At 33.9% G+C, this 14798-nt stretch carries 15 protein-coding genes; 4 read left to right on the top strand and 11 right to left on the bottom strand.

Annotation, left to right across the window (positions count from 1 at the left end; all coding sequences use genetic code 11):
* Positions 1-7 precede the first annotated feature (7 nt).
* The 3 genes from QLQ94_RS04550 to QLQ94_RS04540 all read left to right on the top strand — a co-directional run bounded on the left by QLQ94_RS04550 (position 8) and on the right by QLQ94_RS04540 (position 2901).
* Positions 8-1120, top strand: a complete 1113-nt coding sequence (locus tag QLQ94_RS04550) for a hypothetical protein (RefSeq protein WP_271333967.1) — start codon at positions 8-10, stop codon at positions 1118-1120.
* A 102-nt stretch (positions 1121-1222) separates the two neighbouring features.
* Positions 1223-2305 (top strand): DNA polymerase IV, encoded by a 1083-nt coding sequence (dinB, locus tag QLQ94_RS04545; protein WP_271333968.1) that lies wholly within the window; start codon positions 1223-1225, stop codon positions 2303-2305.
* Positions 2306-2406: 101 nt separating this feature from the next.
* A complete protein-coding gene (locus QLQ94_RS04540) occupies positions 2407-2901 on the top strand; it encodes a PAS domain-containing protein (RefSeq protein ID WP_271333969.1) in 495 nt (164 codons plus the stop codon).
* Between the two features lie 132 nt (positions 2902-3033).
* Here the strand turns inward: QLQ94_RS04540 and QLQ94_RS04535 are convergent, their stop codons facing one another.
* The 10 genes from QLQ94_RS04535 to QLQ94_RS04490 all read right to left on the bottom strand — a co-directional run bounded on the left by QLQ94_RS04535 (position 3034) and on the right by QLQ94_RS04490 (position 13317).
* A complete protein-coding gene (locus QLQ94_RS04535; RefSeq protein WP_271333970.1) occupies positions 3034-4638 on the bottom strand; it encodes a fumarate hydratase in 1605 nt (534 codons plus the stop codon).
* Positions 4639-4709: 71 nt separating this feature from the next.
* Positions 4710-5438, bottom strand: coding sequence for a hypothetical protein (locus QLQ94_RS04530; protein ID WP_271333971.1), 729 nt, complete (start codon positions 5436-5438; stop codon positions 4710-4712).
* Between the two features lie 522 nt (positions 5439-5960).
* Positions 5961-6422, bottom strand: a complete 462-nt coding sequence (gene tnpA, locus QLQ94_RS04525; RefSeq protein ID WP_482499944.1) for an IS200/IS605 family transposase — start codon at positions 6420-6422, stop codon at positions 5961-5963.
* 186 nt (positions 6423-6608) lie between these two features.
* Complete coding sequence (locus tag QLQ94_RS04520; protein ID WP_271333973.1) at positions 6609-8048, bottom strand: nucleoside recognition domain-containing protein; 1440 nt, start codon at positions 8046-8048, stop codon at positions 6609-6611.
* A gap of 319 nt (positions 8049-8367) precedes the next feature.
* The gene (locus tag QLQ94_RS04515) at positions 8368-9441 is read right to left on the bottom strand and encodes a winged helix DNA-binding domain-containing protein (protein WP_271333974.1); all 1074 of its coding nucleotides are present in this window, start codon (positions 9439-9441) and stop codon (positions 8368-8370) included.
* A 64-nt stretch (positions 9442-9505) separates the two neighbouring features.
* Complete coding sequence (locus tag QLQ94_RS04510) at positions 9506-10219, bottom strand: 3'-5' exonuclease (RefSeq protein WP_271333975.1); 714 nt, start codon at positions 10217-10219, stop codon at positions 9506-9508.
* A gap of 128 nt (positions 10220-10347) precedes the next feature.
* Positions 10348-10824, bottom strand: a complete 477-nt coding sequence (locus tag QLQ94_RS04505; protein WP_271333976.1) for a methylated-DNA--[protein]-cysteine S-methyltransferase — start codon at positions 10822-10824, stop codon at positions 10348-10350.
* Between the two features lie 219 nt (positions 10825-11043).
* Positions 11044-11868 carry an SDR family oxidoreductase gene (locus QLQ94_RS04500; RefSeq protein WP_271333977.1) on the bottom strand — a complete coding sequence of 275 codons (825 nt, stop codon included), beginning with the start codon at positions 11866-11868 and terminating at the stop codon, positions 11044-11046.
* 112 nt (positions 11869-11980) lie between these two features.
* Positions 11981-12430 (bottom strand): GNAT family N-acetyltransferase, encoded by a 450-nt coding sequence (locus QLQ94_RS04495; protein ID WP_271333978.1) that lies wholly within the window; start codon positions 12428-12430, stop codon positions 11981-11983.
* Positions 12415-13317, bottom strand: a complete 903-nt coding sequence (locus QLQ94_RS04490; RefSeq protein WP_271333979.1) for a LysR family transcriptional regulator — start codon at positions 13315-13317, stop codon at positions 12415-12417. Before QLQ94_RS04490 ends, QLQ94_RS04495 begins: the two co-directional genes overlap by 16 nt.
* A gap of 146 nt (positions 13318-13463) precedes the next feature.
* On the opposite strand from QLQ94_RS04490, the gene QLQ94_RS04485 reads away from it, so the two are divergent.
* Complete coding sequence (locus QLQ94_RS04485; protein WP_271333980.1) at positions 13464-13859, top strand: rhodanese-like domain-containing protein; 396 nt, start codon at positions 13464-13466, stop codon at positions 13857-13859.
* Positions 13860-13916: 57 nt separating this feature from the next.
* Here QLQ94_RS04485 and QLQ94_RS04480 read toward each other — a convergent pair whose 3' ends face one another.
* Positions 13917-14783 carry a tetratricopeptide repeat protein gene (locus QLQ94_RS04480; RefSeq protein WP_271333981.1) on the bottom strand — a complete coding sequence of 289 codons (867 nt, stop codon included), beginning with the start codon at positions 14781-14783 and terminating at the stop codon, positions 13917-13919.
* Positions 14784-14798 lie beyond the last annotated feature (15 nt).

Genomic DNA, 14798 nt, shown 5'->3' with positions numbered 1-14798 from the left:
TAAGTTTATGAAATCAAAAATTACTTTATTATTTATTCTTTCTTTATTTATATTATCCTGTTCGGGTGATGATGACGCCAAATCTAAACAATTCGAGTTCTTAGAATTTGAGAAAGATGTTGTGCTGCCTTCTGTTAATAGTGGTGATATTACTTTCCTAGCGATAAATTTTGATGAGAACCTGACTAACTGGGATCTTAAACTTACCGATGATGCCGGAAATGTTTTACCTGTAATACTTAGTAGTGTAAAAAAGACGGGACATGGTTACGTAGATAACGAAATACAAAGAATTGCATTTACAGCTGCTCCTAAAAATGAAGGTGTTTATACGTTAGTGATTAAAAATAAGACTACGGATCAACTCTATACGGATCATTTTATAGTAAGAAGCAAAACTTTTAATAAAATCCAATATTCATATGCTTCATCTTATAACATAATAGGAGGATGGAGTTCAAATGAACCAGAACCTACATGGGACTATATTTATTTTCAAAAGATAAAAAATACTATTCAAAGTGATCTTGTGACAACTGGTATTTCAGGAATTAAATTAGAAAATGTAACTACATTTAAGGAGTATAATATAGACTATTCTGTAAACACTGAGACGAAAAAAATAGAATTTACTCTTCCTGTAGGAGTTCCTGAAGGAAACTATTATCTGTCGGTTAGATATAGTAACTTCACTAGTGCTTATTTCGAAAAGGATATAGTAGTGCAAGAGGAAAAACTACCAAAAGTTGCTTCTATTAATAAAAATACTTTTAAAGGAAAAGAAATAATGACGCTGAAAGGAAATGATTTTAGATATAAAGTGGATTTAGATTTACTTCCAGGTTCACTATTTAGAACGTATCAAGTAAGTTCTTATTTGGTTTTTACCAATAATAACGGAACCGGAGAAATAGAATTAAGCACTTACGATAAAGATCCTAGTTTTAAATATATGAATGCTGAAGGTACAGAAATTAATTTTCCATTTCACGGACAGACTAGTGAAGAGGATTTTTATTATGGCAATGATTATCCCCGTACCTATTTTGAAGGTACGGTTCAAGTCAGAACAGGTGCATATTTAAGCGAACCGATAGCAATTCGTGTAGACTTTAAATAGTTAACATCATTTGATAAGTTTAGAAGCTGCAATTTTTTAATTGCAGCTTTTTTTATGATTTTTTGCATCTCATTTTCAAGGTTTCCTGCTTAAATTTGTAACATGTCTGAAACGCCTGTATATCGAAAAATTATCCATATTGATATGGATGCTTTTTATGCCTCGGTAGAGCAGATGGATAATCCTGCTTTACGCGGAAAACCTGTTGCTGTTGGTGGTTCAGAGAATAGAGGAGTAGTTTCTGCAGCAAGTTATGAAGCCCGTAAGTTTGGTGTACGAAGTGCTATAAGCGGGGTTTTGGCTAAAAAATATTGTCCTGAGATTATTTTTGTACGTCCGCGATTTGATCGTTACAAAGAAATTTCGAATAAAATTCATGAAATCTTTCATGATTATACTGATATGGTCGAGCCACTTTCGCTGGATGAAGCTTATCTGGATGTAACGCAGAATAAAAAAGGAAATCCAAGTGCGAGTTTGCTGGCTCAGGAAATCAGATTGCGGATTTTAAATGAGGTTGGAATCTCTGCTTCAGCAGGAATTTCGATTAACAAATTTGTAGCAAAAATAGCCAGCGATGTCAATAAACCAAACGGCCAAAAAACGGTAAATCCTGATGAAGTAGAAACTTTTTTAGAAGAATTACCAATCAGAAAGTTTTACGGTGTTGGAAAAGTAACGACTGAAAAAATGTATCAATTGGGAATTTTTACCGGAACTGACCTGAAAAGTAAATCTGTAGAGTTTTTAGAGAAACATTTTGGGAAATCAGGTGCTTTTTATTACAATGTAGTACGAGGAATTCATAACAGCGAGGTAAAATCGAATCGTATTACCAAATCAGTTGCGGCAGAGAATACTTTTGATGTTAATTTAACCTCCGAGATTTTCATGCTGGAACAACTCGATACAATTGCAACTTCACTGGAAAGACGATTGAAAAAACATAAAATTTCGGGAAAAACGGTTACGTTAAAGATTAAATACAGCGATTTTACCCAACAAACACGAAGTAAAACATTGCCCTATTTTATTTCGGATAAAAGCCTTATTTTAGAAACAGTAGAAGAATTATTATATCAGGAACGAATGAAAGATTCAGTTCGATTACTGGGTATTTCCCTTAATAACCTGAATACAGAAGAAAAAAAAGCAGTTATTGTACAATTAAAATTTGCCTTTTAACCAATATTAAACAATCGTTAAATAGAAAGTTTTTTTGTTTTGTGATGAATTTTCGTTCTATCTTTGGTTGAAAAGATTTTTATATCATTAAATAATTCGAAATGAAAAAAGCTAATTTTGATGATGTATCACATCGTAATTCGGTTCCTATTTTAGCATGGGATTTTCATTATGAATATGTAAATGAACTCAAAGCTATTTTTGCTGATTTAAAGAAAGTAAATAAGATCTCGAATCAGTTTACATGGAATGAAAAAAATCTCGAAATAGAAACGCGTATTAAGGAAGAAGTAGTTTTAGTAACAGATCCGGATCTAAAGATCGTTTTCGCATCAAACGGAATAAAAAAAATGACGGGTTATTCTGAACTGGAAGTATTGGGAAAAACGCCAAAAATGTTTCAGGGACCAGAAACTTCTAAAATTGTTTTAAAAGAGATCAGAGAAGCAATAAAATTGCAGGTTCCTTTTGAAAAAACAATTGAAAACTACAAAAAAGATGGCAGAACGTATAAATGTAAAATCAATGGTGCTCCGGTTTTTAACTTAAAAGGAGAATTGACACATTTTATTGCTTTCGAGAAAGAAGTTGCTTAAGGTATTAACCGCAAAGAATGTTTTTTGCCACGAAGTTACCAAGACACAAAGTTTTTATTTTCATATTACTTATATAAAAAAGGCGCAAAGAAAAAATATCTTTGCGCCTTAGAGCCTTTTGGCTATAGCTTTTTATAAGTTTTCAAAGAAATCATTTCCTTTATCATCAGTAATGATAAAAGCTGGGAAATCTTTAACGGTAATTTTACGAACTGCTTCCATTCCTAATTCTTCAAAATCAACAACTTCAACTTTCAGGATGTTATCCTGTGCTAAAATTGCCGCCGGACCACCAATAGAACCTAAGTAGAAACCGCCATATTTATTACAGGCATCAGTTACTTGTTTGGTACGGTTTCCTTTTGCCAGCATGATCATGCTTCCACCATGTTTTTGGAATTCATCTACATAAACGTCCATACGCCCTGCAGTTGTTGGTCCAAAACTTCCTGACGCCATTCCTTCCGGAGTTTTTGCAGGACCTGCATAATAAACAGGATGATTTTTAAAGTATTCCGGCATTGGTTTTCCAGCTTCCAACATTTCCATAATTTTTGCATGCGCAATATCTCTGGCTACAATTACAGTTCCGTTTAGTTTTAAACGTGTTTTTATTGGGTATTGAGTCAATTTAGCCAAAATATCAGCCATTGGCATATTCAAATCAATTTCTACAGGAGCTTCTAAATGTGGTGCTGTTTCCGGTAAGAACTGCTTTGGATTAACTTCTAATTGCTCTACGAAGATTCCGTCTTTTGTAATTTTTCCTTTGATATTTCTATCAGCAGAACAAGAAACGCCTAATCCTACCGGGCAAGAAGCTGCGTGACGAGGCAAACGGATGACGCGAACATCATGTGTGAAATATTTTCCGCCAAATTGAGCGCCAATAGCACTTTCCTGACAGATTTTCTGAACTTTTTCTTCCCATTCGATATCACGGAAAGCCTGACCGGCCATATTTCCTGAAGTAGGCAAATGGTCATAATATCCGGCTGATGCTTTTTTGACAGCACTTAAGTTCGCTTCGGCAGAAGTTCCGCCAATAACCAAAGCCAAATGGTAAGGAGGACAAGCCGAAGTTCCTAAATCTTTTATTTTTGCGCGAACAAAAGCATCCATTGATTTTTCATTCAATAATGATTTTGTTTGCTGATATAAGTATGTTTTATTAGCAGATCCACCACCTTTTGCCATAAATAAAAACTCATAAGAAGTTCCTTTTTTAGCATAGATATCAATTTGCGCCGGAAGATTTGATCCTGAATTTTTTTCTTCAAACATCGAAATCGGAACAATCTGTGAATAACGTAAATTACGTTTTTGGTAGGTATTGAAAATTCCTCTGCTCAGCCATTCTGCATCATCAACACCTGTATAGATGCTTTCACCTTTTTTTGCCATTACAATTGCTGTTCCGGTATCCTGGCAGCTTGGTAACTGACCTTCGGCAGCAACAGACGCATTTTGCAATAAATTGTAAGCCACAAAACGATCATTATCTGTAGCTTCAGGATCGTCAAGAATCTTTCTTAATTTTTGCAAATGTGTCGTTCTAAGCATAAACGAAACATCTGTAAGGGCTTCTTCAGCCAATAATTCTAAACCTTTTGGGTCAACAGTTAAAACTTCACGTTCTCCAAATTGTTCAACTTTCACAAAATCAGAAGTAATTTTGCGGTACTGTGTATCATCCTTTAAAATTGGATAAGGGTCTTGGTATATAAAATCAATCATTGCTTTGTTTTTTACAAAGTTAGAAATTATTTACCTAAGAAAGAATTTGAATAAGGGCTGTTTTTTGGAGTTTATTTGACAGAATGAAAGTCATCAAAGGACATTTTTTTCTGAAAGTAAGTCTTGTCTTTTTTCGAGAGTAATTGTTTTTTCCAGTTATTTCCTTTTAATCGAAAAACAATTGAATCTGAGTGCGAAACTGTTCCCATATTTTCATCATTATCGTCAGGTTCGAACGAAACTGTTTTGCAATAAAAAGATTCAGGATTTGTTTTTGCGCCAGGATTTTCAAATTCTACCCAACTTCCCCAACCGCTGTCAGACATCGTATACCATTCATGAACCAATTGGATATCATCGTTTTTTAAATAATACAAATAATGGTTTTGATTGTAGCCACAAGCAGGATATCCAAAAGTAATTTGGATAAAGGGTGAGTTTTTGGCGCTTTCTGTTCCTAATCCGAATATTGCTCCCCATTCTGATTCTTTATCAACTCCTTTGATTGTAATTTTTGATGTAGTTGTCTTGGTTTTATTCTGATAAAAATCAAGTTGGTATTTTGCAGTTACGATACTGTCTTTATCTGCTTTTTGACCTAAAAGATGTGCCAAAATATAATGGTCTTTGGATGTTTCTCCGTAATCAGAAATAGAAATTGTATCAGTTTTTAAGAAGTTATCTTTTGTGCTAATCATTTCTGTTTTAGCTCCAGGATTTTTATTTGTTATTTGTAATTCAGATTTCGGTTTCTGGCAACCAATTAAAAGCAATAAAATAGAAAGATATTGTGGTTTCATTAATTCGCAATATTTATTTGATGTTTGTTTAACAGGGATTAAAAAAATGAAATTTAAACTGTGTAAACCGGATTAAAATCCGGTTCTACAATATAATCCGTTCCTCCGGAACTCTGAAAAAGAGGTATCGGATCATTCGTGTTTTAACCGGATTAAAATCCGGCCCTATAATATAATCCGTTGCTCTGGACTCTGTAAAAAAAAAGCTATTGGCTCGATTGCTATTTTAGACCAGATTAAAATCCGGTCCTATAATATAAGCCGTTCCTTCGGAACTTTGAAAAAAAGCTATTGGCTCGATTGCTATTTTTAACCGGATTAAAATCCGGCCCTACAATATAATCCGTTCCTCCGGAACTCTGAAAAAAAAGCTATTTGCTCGATTGCTATTTTTAGACCGGATTAAAATCCGCCTGTATAATATAATCCGTTCCTCCCGAACTCCAAAAAGAGCCATCGGCTCGACCAATATTATAGGGCTGGACTTTAGTCCAGTTTAAAATGTATTACAATTTTATTGAATTATTTTAAATTTTCAAAAATATATCTTTCATCAAATTTGACATTGAATTTATCTAAAAATGATAAATATTCGTCTTTAAAGGTTTGTTTTTTATGATGTTCTTCCTGGTTCGCAATATATTTATAACCGGCATTAATGTGAGAGTGGCTGTAAGAGAAAACGTCATAGCCTTCCTGCCATTGAAATCTATATTGAGTTAATTGGTTATTATTAATAAATTTTGAAGATTTTCCTTTTACAATTTTCATCAATTCCGAAATTGAAATGGTAGGTTTTAAACTTAAAAGACAATGGACATGATCTTCTGTGCCATTTACAATTATTGTTTTACAACCTGTTTCATTTATTAAATTTTCAATTACACTTAATATTTTAGACTTACATTCATTAGTAATAATTGCTTCTCTGTATTTTACGGCAAAAACTGCCTGGATATATACTTGATGGTAGGTATTTGATATTTTAAATTCATTACAATTACACAAAATATTCTTACAAAAAATATTTGTATTGTATATTTTAAATCAGATTAAAATTAGATCCCACAATATAAAACGTTCCTCCAAAACTCCAAAAAAGAGCTATCGGCTCGCCCCATATTATAGGGCTGGACTTTAGTCCAGTTTCACGTAACGAATAGATTTATATTAAAAAAACCAAGTCGCCACAAAAATCGCCGTAATAACACAAATAAGATCTACCAAAAGCATTGTGCCTAATGCGTATCGCGTATTTTTGATATTTACAGAACCAAAATAAACAGCAATTACATAAAAAGTGCTTTCGGCGCTACACTGAAAAATACTGCTTAGTCGTGCTGTTAAAGAATCTGCTCCAAACGTATTCATTGAATCAATCAGGAATCCACGGGATCCTGCAGAACTAAAAGGACGAAGCATTGCAACGGGTAAAGCATTTGTGATTTCCTTACTCACTCCCATATTCGAAAAAACAAACGCAATTGCATCACTGATAATTTCGAATAAACCGCTGTTTCTAAATAGAGAAATAGCGACTAACATTCCTAAAACGTAAGGAAAAATAGTAACACCGGTTTTAACTCCGTTATTCGCACCCACTACAAATGTCTCAAAAACAGTAGTATTGGCATCGGCAAATTTCTTTTCATGTTTAAATGAGAAAACCAATGTAAACCCAATAATACCAATTAATATTAACCCGGAAAGGTTAGAGGTAAAGTAGTTTTTTCCAATTAAATCCAAATGATTTACATACATCAGTAAACCAACAATGGCGGCAATTAATCCCATTAATACAATGACAAGAGAAGCACTTTTGAAATTGATTTTTTGTTTAATTCCCACAATCAAAAATGCTGCAATTGTACCAATGAAAGAGGTAATGATACACGGAAGCATAACATCAGCAGGATTAGTGGCGTTTGCAGCGGCGCGATATCCAATGATCGAAGTCGCGATTAATGTTAGGCCAGAAGCGTGAAGACACATAAACATAATTTGTGCATCACTCGCTTTGTCTTTGTCGGGATTTATTTCCTGTAAACTTTCCATGGCTTTCAGTCCAAATGGAGTTGCAGCCGAATCTAATCCCAGGAAATTAGCAGCAAAGTTTAAGGTCATGTAGGATATAGACGGATGATTTTTAGGAATACTTGGAAAAACTTTTACAAATACCGGACTCAATACTTTAGCTAATTTTCCTGATGCACCAGAAATGATTAAAAGTTCCATTAATCCACAGAAAAAAGCCAGGTAGGCAATAAGTGGTAAGATCAAATCGACCAAAGTACTTTTACACGTAGGTAATAATCCATCAGATTTTTGAAGACCGCTGAAAATTTTTACCGTTTTGTTTTTATAAACATAAGTTGTATCAGCATTAAGTGTGTCACGATTGATAATCATGGTTTGACTTGGTGCCTTTTTAATACTATCCTTGATAAAAGCAGGAAGTTCATGAATGTATTTTTCAGAGATTAAAACAGGATCATCTTTTTTTCCATTTATTACAGAATCAATAGTATAAGTATTGGCAGTAAATAGACTGACAACAATAAAAACAATCGAAGAAATAAAAATGACTAACCAGAATCTACTTAATACCATAATGCTATTTTTTTGTAAATGTAATTATTTAGCAATAAAATGCACAATGATTTTATTGGTGAAACCAGAAGTATTCAATTGAGAGTATATTTTTTTTAGCTATCAATTTAAATCTTATCGTAAATAATCATGTTATTAATATTTCGCCCCGATGGGGCTCGAAATCGAATTGTCAATTCTGTTTCTATAAATATAGCACTCCTAAAGGAGTTTACTTAAGATCAGGAGAACGGTATATTTAAAGAGTAATACTTGAAATCTTTGATATTAGCTTTAAAAGCTCCTTAGGAGCAATAGTTTGAAATTATAGAATAAAAATTTATTCAATAACAATTTTTGTTCCCAGATAGTTTTCAAAAGATTGAATCCCTGCAAAAAGAGCAGTCTTTTTTTCCTTTTCAGTTACATTAAAAAATTCCGTTTCTATTTTTGCATGATCTTTTTTAATTGTTCTTTTCCATGTTCCAATTACTTTTCCGTTTTCGAGAATAATGGGTTTAAAAATTCCGTTATTGGTAAAAGCTTTAGCCTGATGTTCTAGTAAAATTAAAGCTTCGCGGGTTTTATATGAAATTAAAATTTCATCAAAAGCAGGAAGAAAATGGATGCTTTCGCGGAAGTTGGTTTCATACGAAATATCTTTTCCAAACCAGTAAACTTGATTTTCAATCTCGACTGAATTCAATTGCAATTCAATTGCATTTATGGCCATTTTGCAGGTAGTTGGCGGAAAACCAGACCACCAAGAAAAGTCAAGAAGTGTAGCAGGGCCGTGGCTTTCGAAGTAACGTTTGGCTAATTTAGAAAGTGCTTCTTCTTTGGTTAATTTTATCGAAGGTCTCGTAACTCTTTCTTCAAGTAAGGCATACGTTATTTGCTTTCCTTTCATTTTTCCGTTACAAACCAAACCGTCCAATTCAGCATTCATCATAATAGCGGCACTCAAAAAATGTTCGCTTGACGTCTTTTTTATATTAAGTTGCTGCATGATTTCATCACGGGTCAGATGATTATTTCCTGCTAACATTTTTTCGATAGCCAGGTTAATCTGATCTAGTTTGTTGAGATCATAACCATATTTTTTGGCAGCTGAATTTGTAAATCGTTTGACTTGCGGAGCTGAGAGATCCAGCATCCAATAAATATCTTCTGTCGAAACAAAATGCCATGTTGGTCTAAGAATGTGAGTCCTGATAATTTTTGCAGAGTTTATAGCGTCTTCAATTGCTGCTTCAGTAGCCTCACATCTGGAACCAATCGCCCATTTTGCCATTGCATAATCCTGAGCCTGCATCGCGCCAAGATGACGAACTATTTCAACAGGAGAACTTGGGTTCGTTTCAAGAAGCTTTTGCGCAGCAAGACGGTGATGTGAAATTTCCTTATGCGTCATTATCTAAAGCATTAATTTTAAACTTTGAACCTTTGTGGCTATTTATCTTTGTACCTCCAAAAAACTATACATGAATAATTTCATCATCAATTAATAAATCTTCACGTCGCAAACGCAGGAAAACCTGAGCTACTGCAATCGTATCTTTCTCACAATACGTTACAATTCGGTCAATATCTTTCTCGACATAAAAAACATGTCCCACCTGACTTCCGTCAATATCTCCTTTTGGAGAGGGAACACCAAGAATTTTGGTCAATAATTTTAGAGAGGTAAAGTGTTTGTAATCACCAAATTTCCATAATTCTAAAGTGTCTAAATGCGGAATCTCCCAAGGCTTTTTCCCAAATAAGTTCAATTTATCCGGAATTGCGATCTGATTGATAATCATGCGTCGGGCAATAAACGGAATGTCAAATTCTTTTGCGTTATGTCCGCACAAAAGATGTTGCGGATGATTAAAATGATTGTTTAATAAATTATTAAAGTCTTTTAGAATCTTTTTTTCATCTCCGAAGAACGAAGTCACACGAAAATTTCGAATATCTCCTTTGATGGTAAAATATCCAACAGAAATGCAGACGATCTTCCCGAATTCAGCCCAAATCCCTGCACGATCGTAAAATTCTTCCGGCGTAAACTCGTCTTTTCTTTGGTATTGCGTTTTATGGTCCCAAAGTGATTGCATTTCTACATCAAGCGAATTAAAGTCTTCTTCTTCCGGAACGGTTTCGATATCAAGAAATAGAATATTATTGAGGTTTATTTTTTCAATCATAGTTTTTAGTTTAACACGGATCACACGAATTGGCACAGATTAGTTTGAGCAAAACAATTACACGGACTTTCTGTTTTGTAAATATAAAGCTATAATTTTAATTCGTGTAAATCTGTGAAATTTGTGTTTTAAAATAAGCTCTGTTGCGCGCTTGGATTTTCATGTTCTAAAAGCCATTTCTTGCGAGATAATCCTCCTGCATACCCCGTTAAAGATCCATTTGTGCCAATTACCCTATGACATGGAACGACAATCCATAACGGATTTTTGCCATTGGCAGATGCAACGGCTCGAATTGCTTTTATATCGCCCAGTTTTTTAGTCTGATCCATATAACTAATGGTTTTGCCGTAGGGAATTTCTAATAGTAATTTCCATACTTTTTGCTGAAATTCAGTACCGCTGGGATTTAGTTTGAAGTCGAAATCAGTTCTTTTTTTATTGAAATATTCCTCTAGTTGCAAAACGGCTTTTTTTAAAACCTCCGGAATTTCTATAGAAACTTCGTTTGTATCAACATCTGAAACGGAAATTATAGCAACACCATCTTCATCTCCTACAATTTTGGTGATTCCTAAAGGTGAATTGATGTAAGCTGTTTCCATAAATTTTGATTTAACCGGGAAGGGCAATCCCGATAGCTATCGGGATACGCAAAGTTCGCAAAGTTTTTTTTAAACCATCTAAGTTATATAAGTAAATTTAAGTTTGGATGTTTCTCGAAGAAACGATTGTCACCCTGAGCGGAGTCGAAGACTAATGAAAACGGGATGGACTTTTCTCCCTGAAGCTTTGGGATTACTCAGCCAGACATACAAAAGCTTTTAATAATTTTCTAACTTAAACAGATAACCTAAACTATCTTCAACTTTTTTGCTTGAAATAACCTTTTTGATGTTTGATTTTTCAATACTGAATGTTGGCAAAACCAGATTTTGTTTTTTTGCTTTTTGAGTATAATATTCCTCTCTTGTGGGATGAAAAGGAGCAACAGCATTAAAAACTTCATTCCATTTTGATTGGTTGATGATTTCTTCGATGATTGAAATACAATCATTTTGATGGATTAAGTTTACGGGAGCATCTGGGTTTTCCAGGTTTTCTTTCCCTGCCATAAATTTTACGGGATGACGATCTACTCCAATTAATCCGCCAAATCGCAAAATAGTAGTTTCGAAGTTTTGGTTTTTTTGTAAAATTCTTTCAGTTAAAAGTAATTGTTTACCGCTTTCAGTTTGCGGATTCGGAATCGTCTCTTCTGTAACATTTCCGTTTTCATCTCCATAGACAGAAGTGGAACTCACAAAAAGTACTTTTTTTACCGTTGATTTTTCGATAAACGGAATTAAAGTCTGAATCTTTTCTACGAAAATCTTTCGCGAAGAATTGGATGTATCAGTATTGTTTCCTCGCAATTTTGGAGGAATATCAATAATCAAGATCTCACTATTCGCTAAAAAATCATTGATGTTTTCTGAAACACTTTCGCTTTCAAGCTCCACCAAAAAAGGATTTGTTCCGGCATTTTCTAAAATCGAAAGTTTACTTTCAGAAGTTGTAGATCCGTTTATCGAATGTCCTTTCTCTATTAATTTTTTAGCTAAGGGTAAACCCAGCCAACCGCAGCCTAATATGCTTATTTGTGTCATTTTTTTTGAAGATTCAGAGGTTCAGAGGTACAGAGGTTCAAAGGGAAAAGTTAAACTTAAAAAACTTTTCTGTGCGACTCTTTGCCTTTGCGAGATTTTTTTAAATTGCTTTTTATAAATCGAGGAAAAAACAAATTTTCTCTTTTCCTTTTGCACCAATTCTGTTGTAAAATTTTATGGCTCTTTCGTTAAATTGAGGCGTTCTCCACTGTATATTATTGCAATTTTTCTCTTTTCCGATTTCTTTTAATTTATCGATTAAAACTTCACCAATACCATAATTTCTCGTTTCTTCTTCTAAAAACAAACAATCCATATAAATTATATCTCCGGCATACCAGGTTGAATAGGTGAAATTATAAGTAAGATATCCTACAATATCTTGATGAGCAGCAACAACTAAACAAAATTGTTTTGGCTGTAAAGAGAAAAATGCTTCTTTCAAACTTTTTTCTTTTCCTTCCGGCGAATAATCGGCTTTTTCATATTCAGCATGTTTTTGACATAAAATAATAAGTTTTGGTAAATCGGTTATTTCGCAATTTCTTATTGTATATTCCATTGTAGGTTGATTTCGTTTTGTAGAAAAGTGATGAAATGATGAAAATAGTCCGGATATTCCTGGTTTTCCCGAATAGCAATAAAGTGTTTTCGCTTTAAGCCGTTTTTGCCAATTTTGATGGCTTTTATCGGATTGTTTTTCAAATGTGGTAACAAGGCCCATTTTGCCATCGACATTACGCCCATATCTGCTTTAACCATTTCCAGAGAAGCTTCGGTCAATGGCAAAGGAGTGACTTTTCTGGGAGTAACTTTGGCTGGAGCCAAAATAAATTGATGAATGGTAACGGTTTCCATCGGAAGTGAATGAATTAATAGATGTTCGTTGACAAAATCTTCGGCAACGACATATTTTTTATTTGCCCACGCATGATTTTCAGAAACTGCCATCACAACTTCGTCCTGAAAGAGTTCAATATATTTGATGTTTTTGTCTTTGATCTGATCGCTGATGATCGCAATATCAATAACGTTTTCAAGTAATTTTTGTAATGGAATATGGGTCGCTTCGGTTACGATCTTTAAATCTACATTGGGATATAAAAGATGAAATTGCTTTAAAACCGGCGGAAGCCAATGATAACTCGAAAAACATTCCGTACTAATTCTAATTTCGCCGTATTCTCCATACACCATTTGCTTGATTTGAGATTCTGTTTGCGAAAGTTTATGGAGAATTTCATTCGCCAGTTCATAGATTTTTTCGCCTGCTTTGGTCAAAACCAGTTTTTTGTTTGTTCGCAGGAAAACAGGAGTTCCCAATTGGTATTCAGCTTCTTTGAGTTGGTGGCTCAACGCAGATTGCGTCAAATGCAATTTGTCAATTGCTTTGGTGATGCTTCCTTCTTCAACAATTGCTTTTATTAATCTTAAATGACGGATTTCCATTCTTTGGGAATTAGAATGCAAAGGAACAAAATTTTAGGATGGCTTTTCTATGAAAAAAAGTAATCAAGTGGATCAATTCTTTTCGTTTTTATGGGATATATAGTTGAGTTACATTTAAAAAATCATAACAATAAAGCGGTAATGAAATGGAAGCACAAATTAAACATTATGAAAACAAACTTGCCTTTGAAATGGATTCGTCTGATTTGTTTGACGCCTTGAATAACGGAGAGAGAATAATTGCTGTTGATGCCCGAAAAGCATTTGGTTTTGAAGCAGAACATATTCCATCAGCAATTAATATTCCGCATCGCGAAATGACGTTAGAAAGTACAAAACATTTAGATAGAGAGGTTTTGTATGTAACATATTGCGACGGAATTGGCTGTAATGCCTCAACAAAGGGTGCATTGAATATGGCGAAACTAGGCTTTAAAGTAAAAGAATTAATTGGCGGAATCGAGTGGTGGAAGTTCGATGGTTATGCCACAGAAGGTACAAATGGAGTAAAATCTGGACTGAAGATTGAATGTGCCTGTTAAACAAAAAGGGTAAACTTTACGATTGAACGTTTACCCTTTATATTTTAAAACTGGAATTTATTCGATTGTAATATTGTTTTCTGCTGCAATTTTCTTGAATATAGCTTCTTTATTTTCTTTTACCATTTTTTGATAAATAACTCCCATTAGCATTTCGGTATCTTTTGTATAGTCTGATTTGTCAGCAGTATAAATTCTGTGGGCAATGAAAATATCAGTAAGCGCTTTTTCATCATCATTTATGGCAAAATAGCTTTTTCCTGCACCAAAATATCCTTCGGCATTATCAGGCTGATAGTGTATTAGTTTTTCATAATACTCTATAGCGCTCTTAAAATCAGATTTTAAAGTATAAGCCACTCCAATGTTCATTAAGGCATATTCGCCTTCAGGATAAATATCCAGTGATTTTTTATAATATTTAATAGCATTATCATAATCCTCAAGTTGCCTGTAACAAACTGCAATGTCGTCGAGTGCCAAAACAAAATCAGGATCTTGTTTCAAGGCGATTTGCAAATTTTCGATGCTTGATTTATAGTTTTTGTTGCGCATAAAGCCTTTTGCAACCTGATAAGAGTTTTGTGCCTCTTTATTTTTGGAATCACTATAATAAATATCAGATTTGCTTTCAGCGGTTTTTGGTACTAAATCAGGGCAAGTTTTACCAATAGTGGCATCAGATTTTTGCAGCAGGCTTTTGATTCCTTCTACGGTATTTATTCCTTCTCGTACTTTAGCATCTTTATCATTCAAAACAACTTCTGACATTGAATTAGTCAGACAGTTTCTGTAAATTTCTTCGTTTATCTCTTTGCTTTTCTGTAAGCATGAGCAGGCTTTTTTTGCTATTTTTTCCTCTAAAGTCTGACTGTTAGCATTCAGGAAACTTGTGGCAATAAAAAGCAGGAAAATTTTCTTCATTTTGGTTTAGTTAGC

Source organism: Flavobacterium sp. B114r (assembly GCF_056824125.1).
This window is presented reverse-complemented; position numbering and strand designations above follow the sequence as displayed.

Bases quoted from the DNA above. Each gene is read 5' to 3' on its own strand.
- QLQ94_RS04550 (WP_271333967.1), top strand. From the start codon at position 8: ATGAAATCAAAAATTACTTTATTATTTATTCTTTCTTTATTTATATTA.
- dinB (WP_271333968.1), top strand. From the start codon at position 1,223: ATGTCTGAAACGCCTGTATATCGAAAAATTATCCATATTGATATGGAT.
- QLQ94_RS04540 (WP_271333969.1), top strand. From the start codon at position 2,407: ATGAAAAAAGCTAATTTTGATGATGTATCACATCGTAATTCGGTTCCT.
- QLQ94_RS04535 (WP_271333970.1), bottom strand. From the start codon at position 4,638: ATGATTGATTTTATATACCAAGACCCTTATCCAATTTTAAAGGATGAT.
- QLQ94_RS04530 (WP_271333971.1), bottom strand. From the start codon at position 5,438: ATGAAACCACAATATCTTTCTATTTTATTGCTTTTAATTGGTTGCCAG.
- QLQ94_RS04520 (WP_271333973.1), bottom strand. From the start codon at position 8,048: ATGGTATTAAGTAGATTCTGGTTAGTCATTTTTATTTCTTCGATTGTT.
- QLQ94_RS04515 (WP_271333974.1), bottom strand. From the start codon at position 9,441: ATGACGCATAAGGAAATTTCACATCACCGTCTTGCTGCGCAAAAGCTT.
- QLQ94_RS04510 (WP_271333975.1), bottom strand. From the start codon at position 10,219: ATGATTGAAAAAATAAACCTCAATAATATTCTATTTCTTGATATCGAA.
- QLQ94_RS04505 (WP_271333976.1), bottom strand. From the start codon at position 10,824: ATGGAAACAGCTTACATCAATTCACCTTTAGGAATCACCAAAATTGTA.
- QLQ94_RS04500 (WP_271333977.1), bottom strand. From the start codon at position 11,868: ATGACACAAATAAGCATATTAGGCTGCGGTTGGCTGGGTTTACCCTTA.
- QLQ94_RS04495 (WP_271333978.1), bottom strand. From the start codon at position 12,430: ATGGAATATACAATAAGAAATTGCGAAATAACCGATTTACCAAAACTT.
- QLQ94_RS04490 (WP_271333979.1), bottom strand. From the start codon at position 13,317: ATGGAAATCCGTCATTTAAGATTAATAAAAGCAATTGTTGAAGAAGGA.
- QLQ94_RS04485 (WP_271333980.1), top strand. From the start codon at position 13,464: ATGGAAGCACAAATTAAACATTATGAAAACAAACTTGCCTTTGAAATG.
- QLQ94_RS04480 (WP_271333981.1), bottom strand. From the start codon at position 14,783: ATGAAGAAAATTTTCCTGCTTTTTATTGCCACAAGTTTCCTGAATGCT.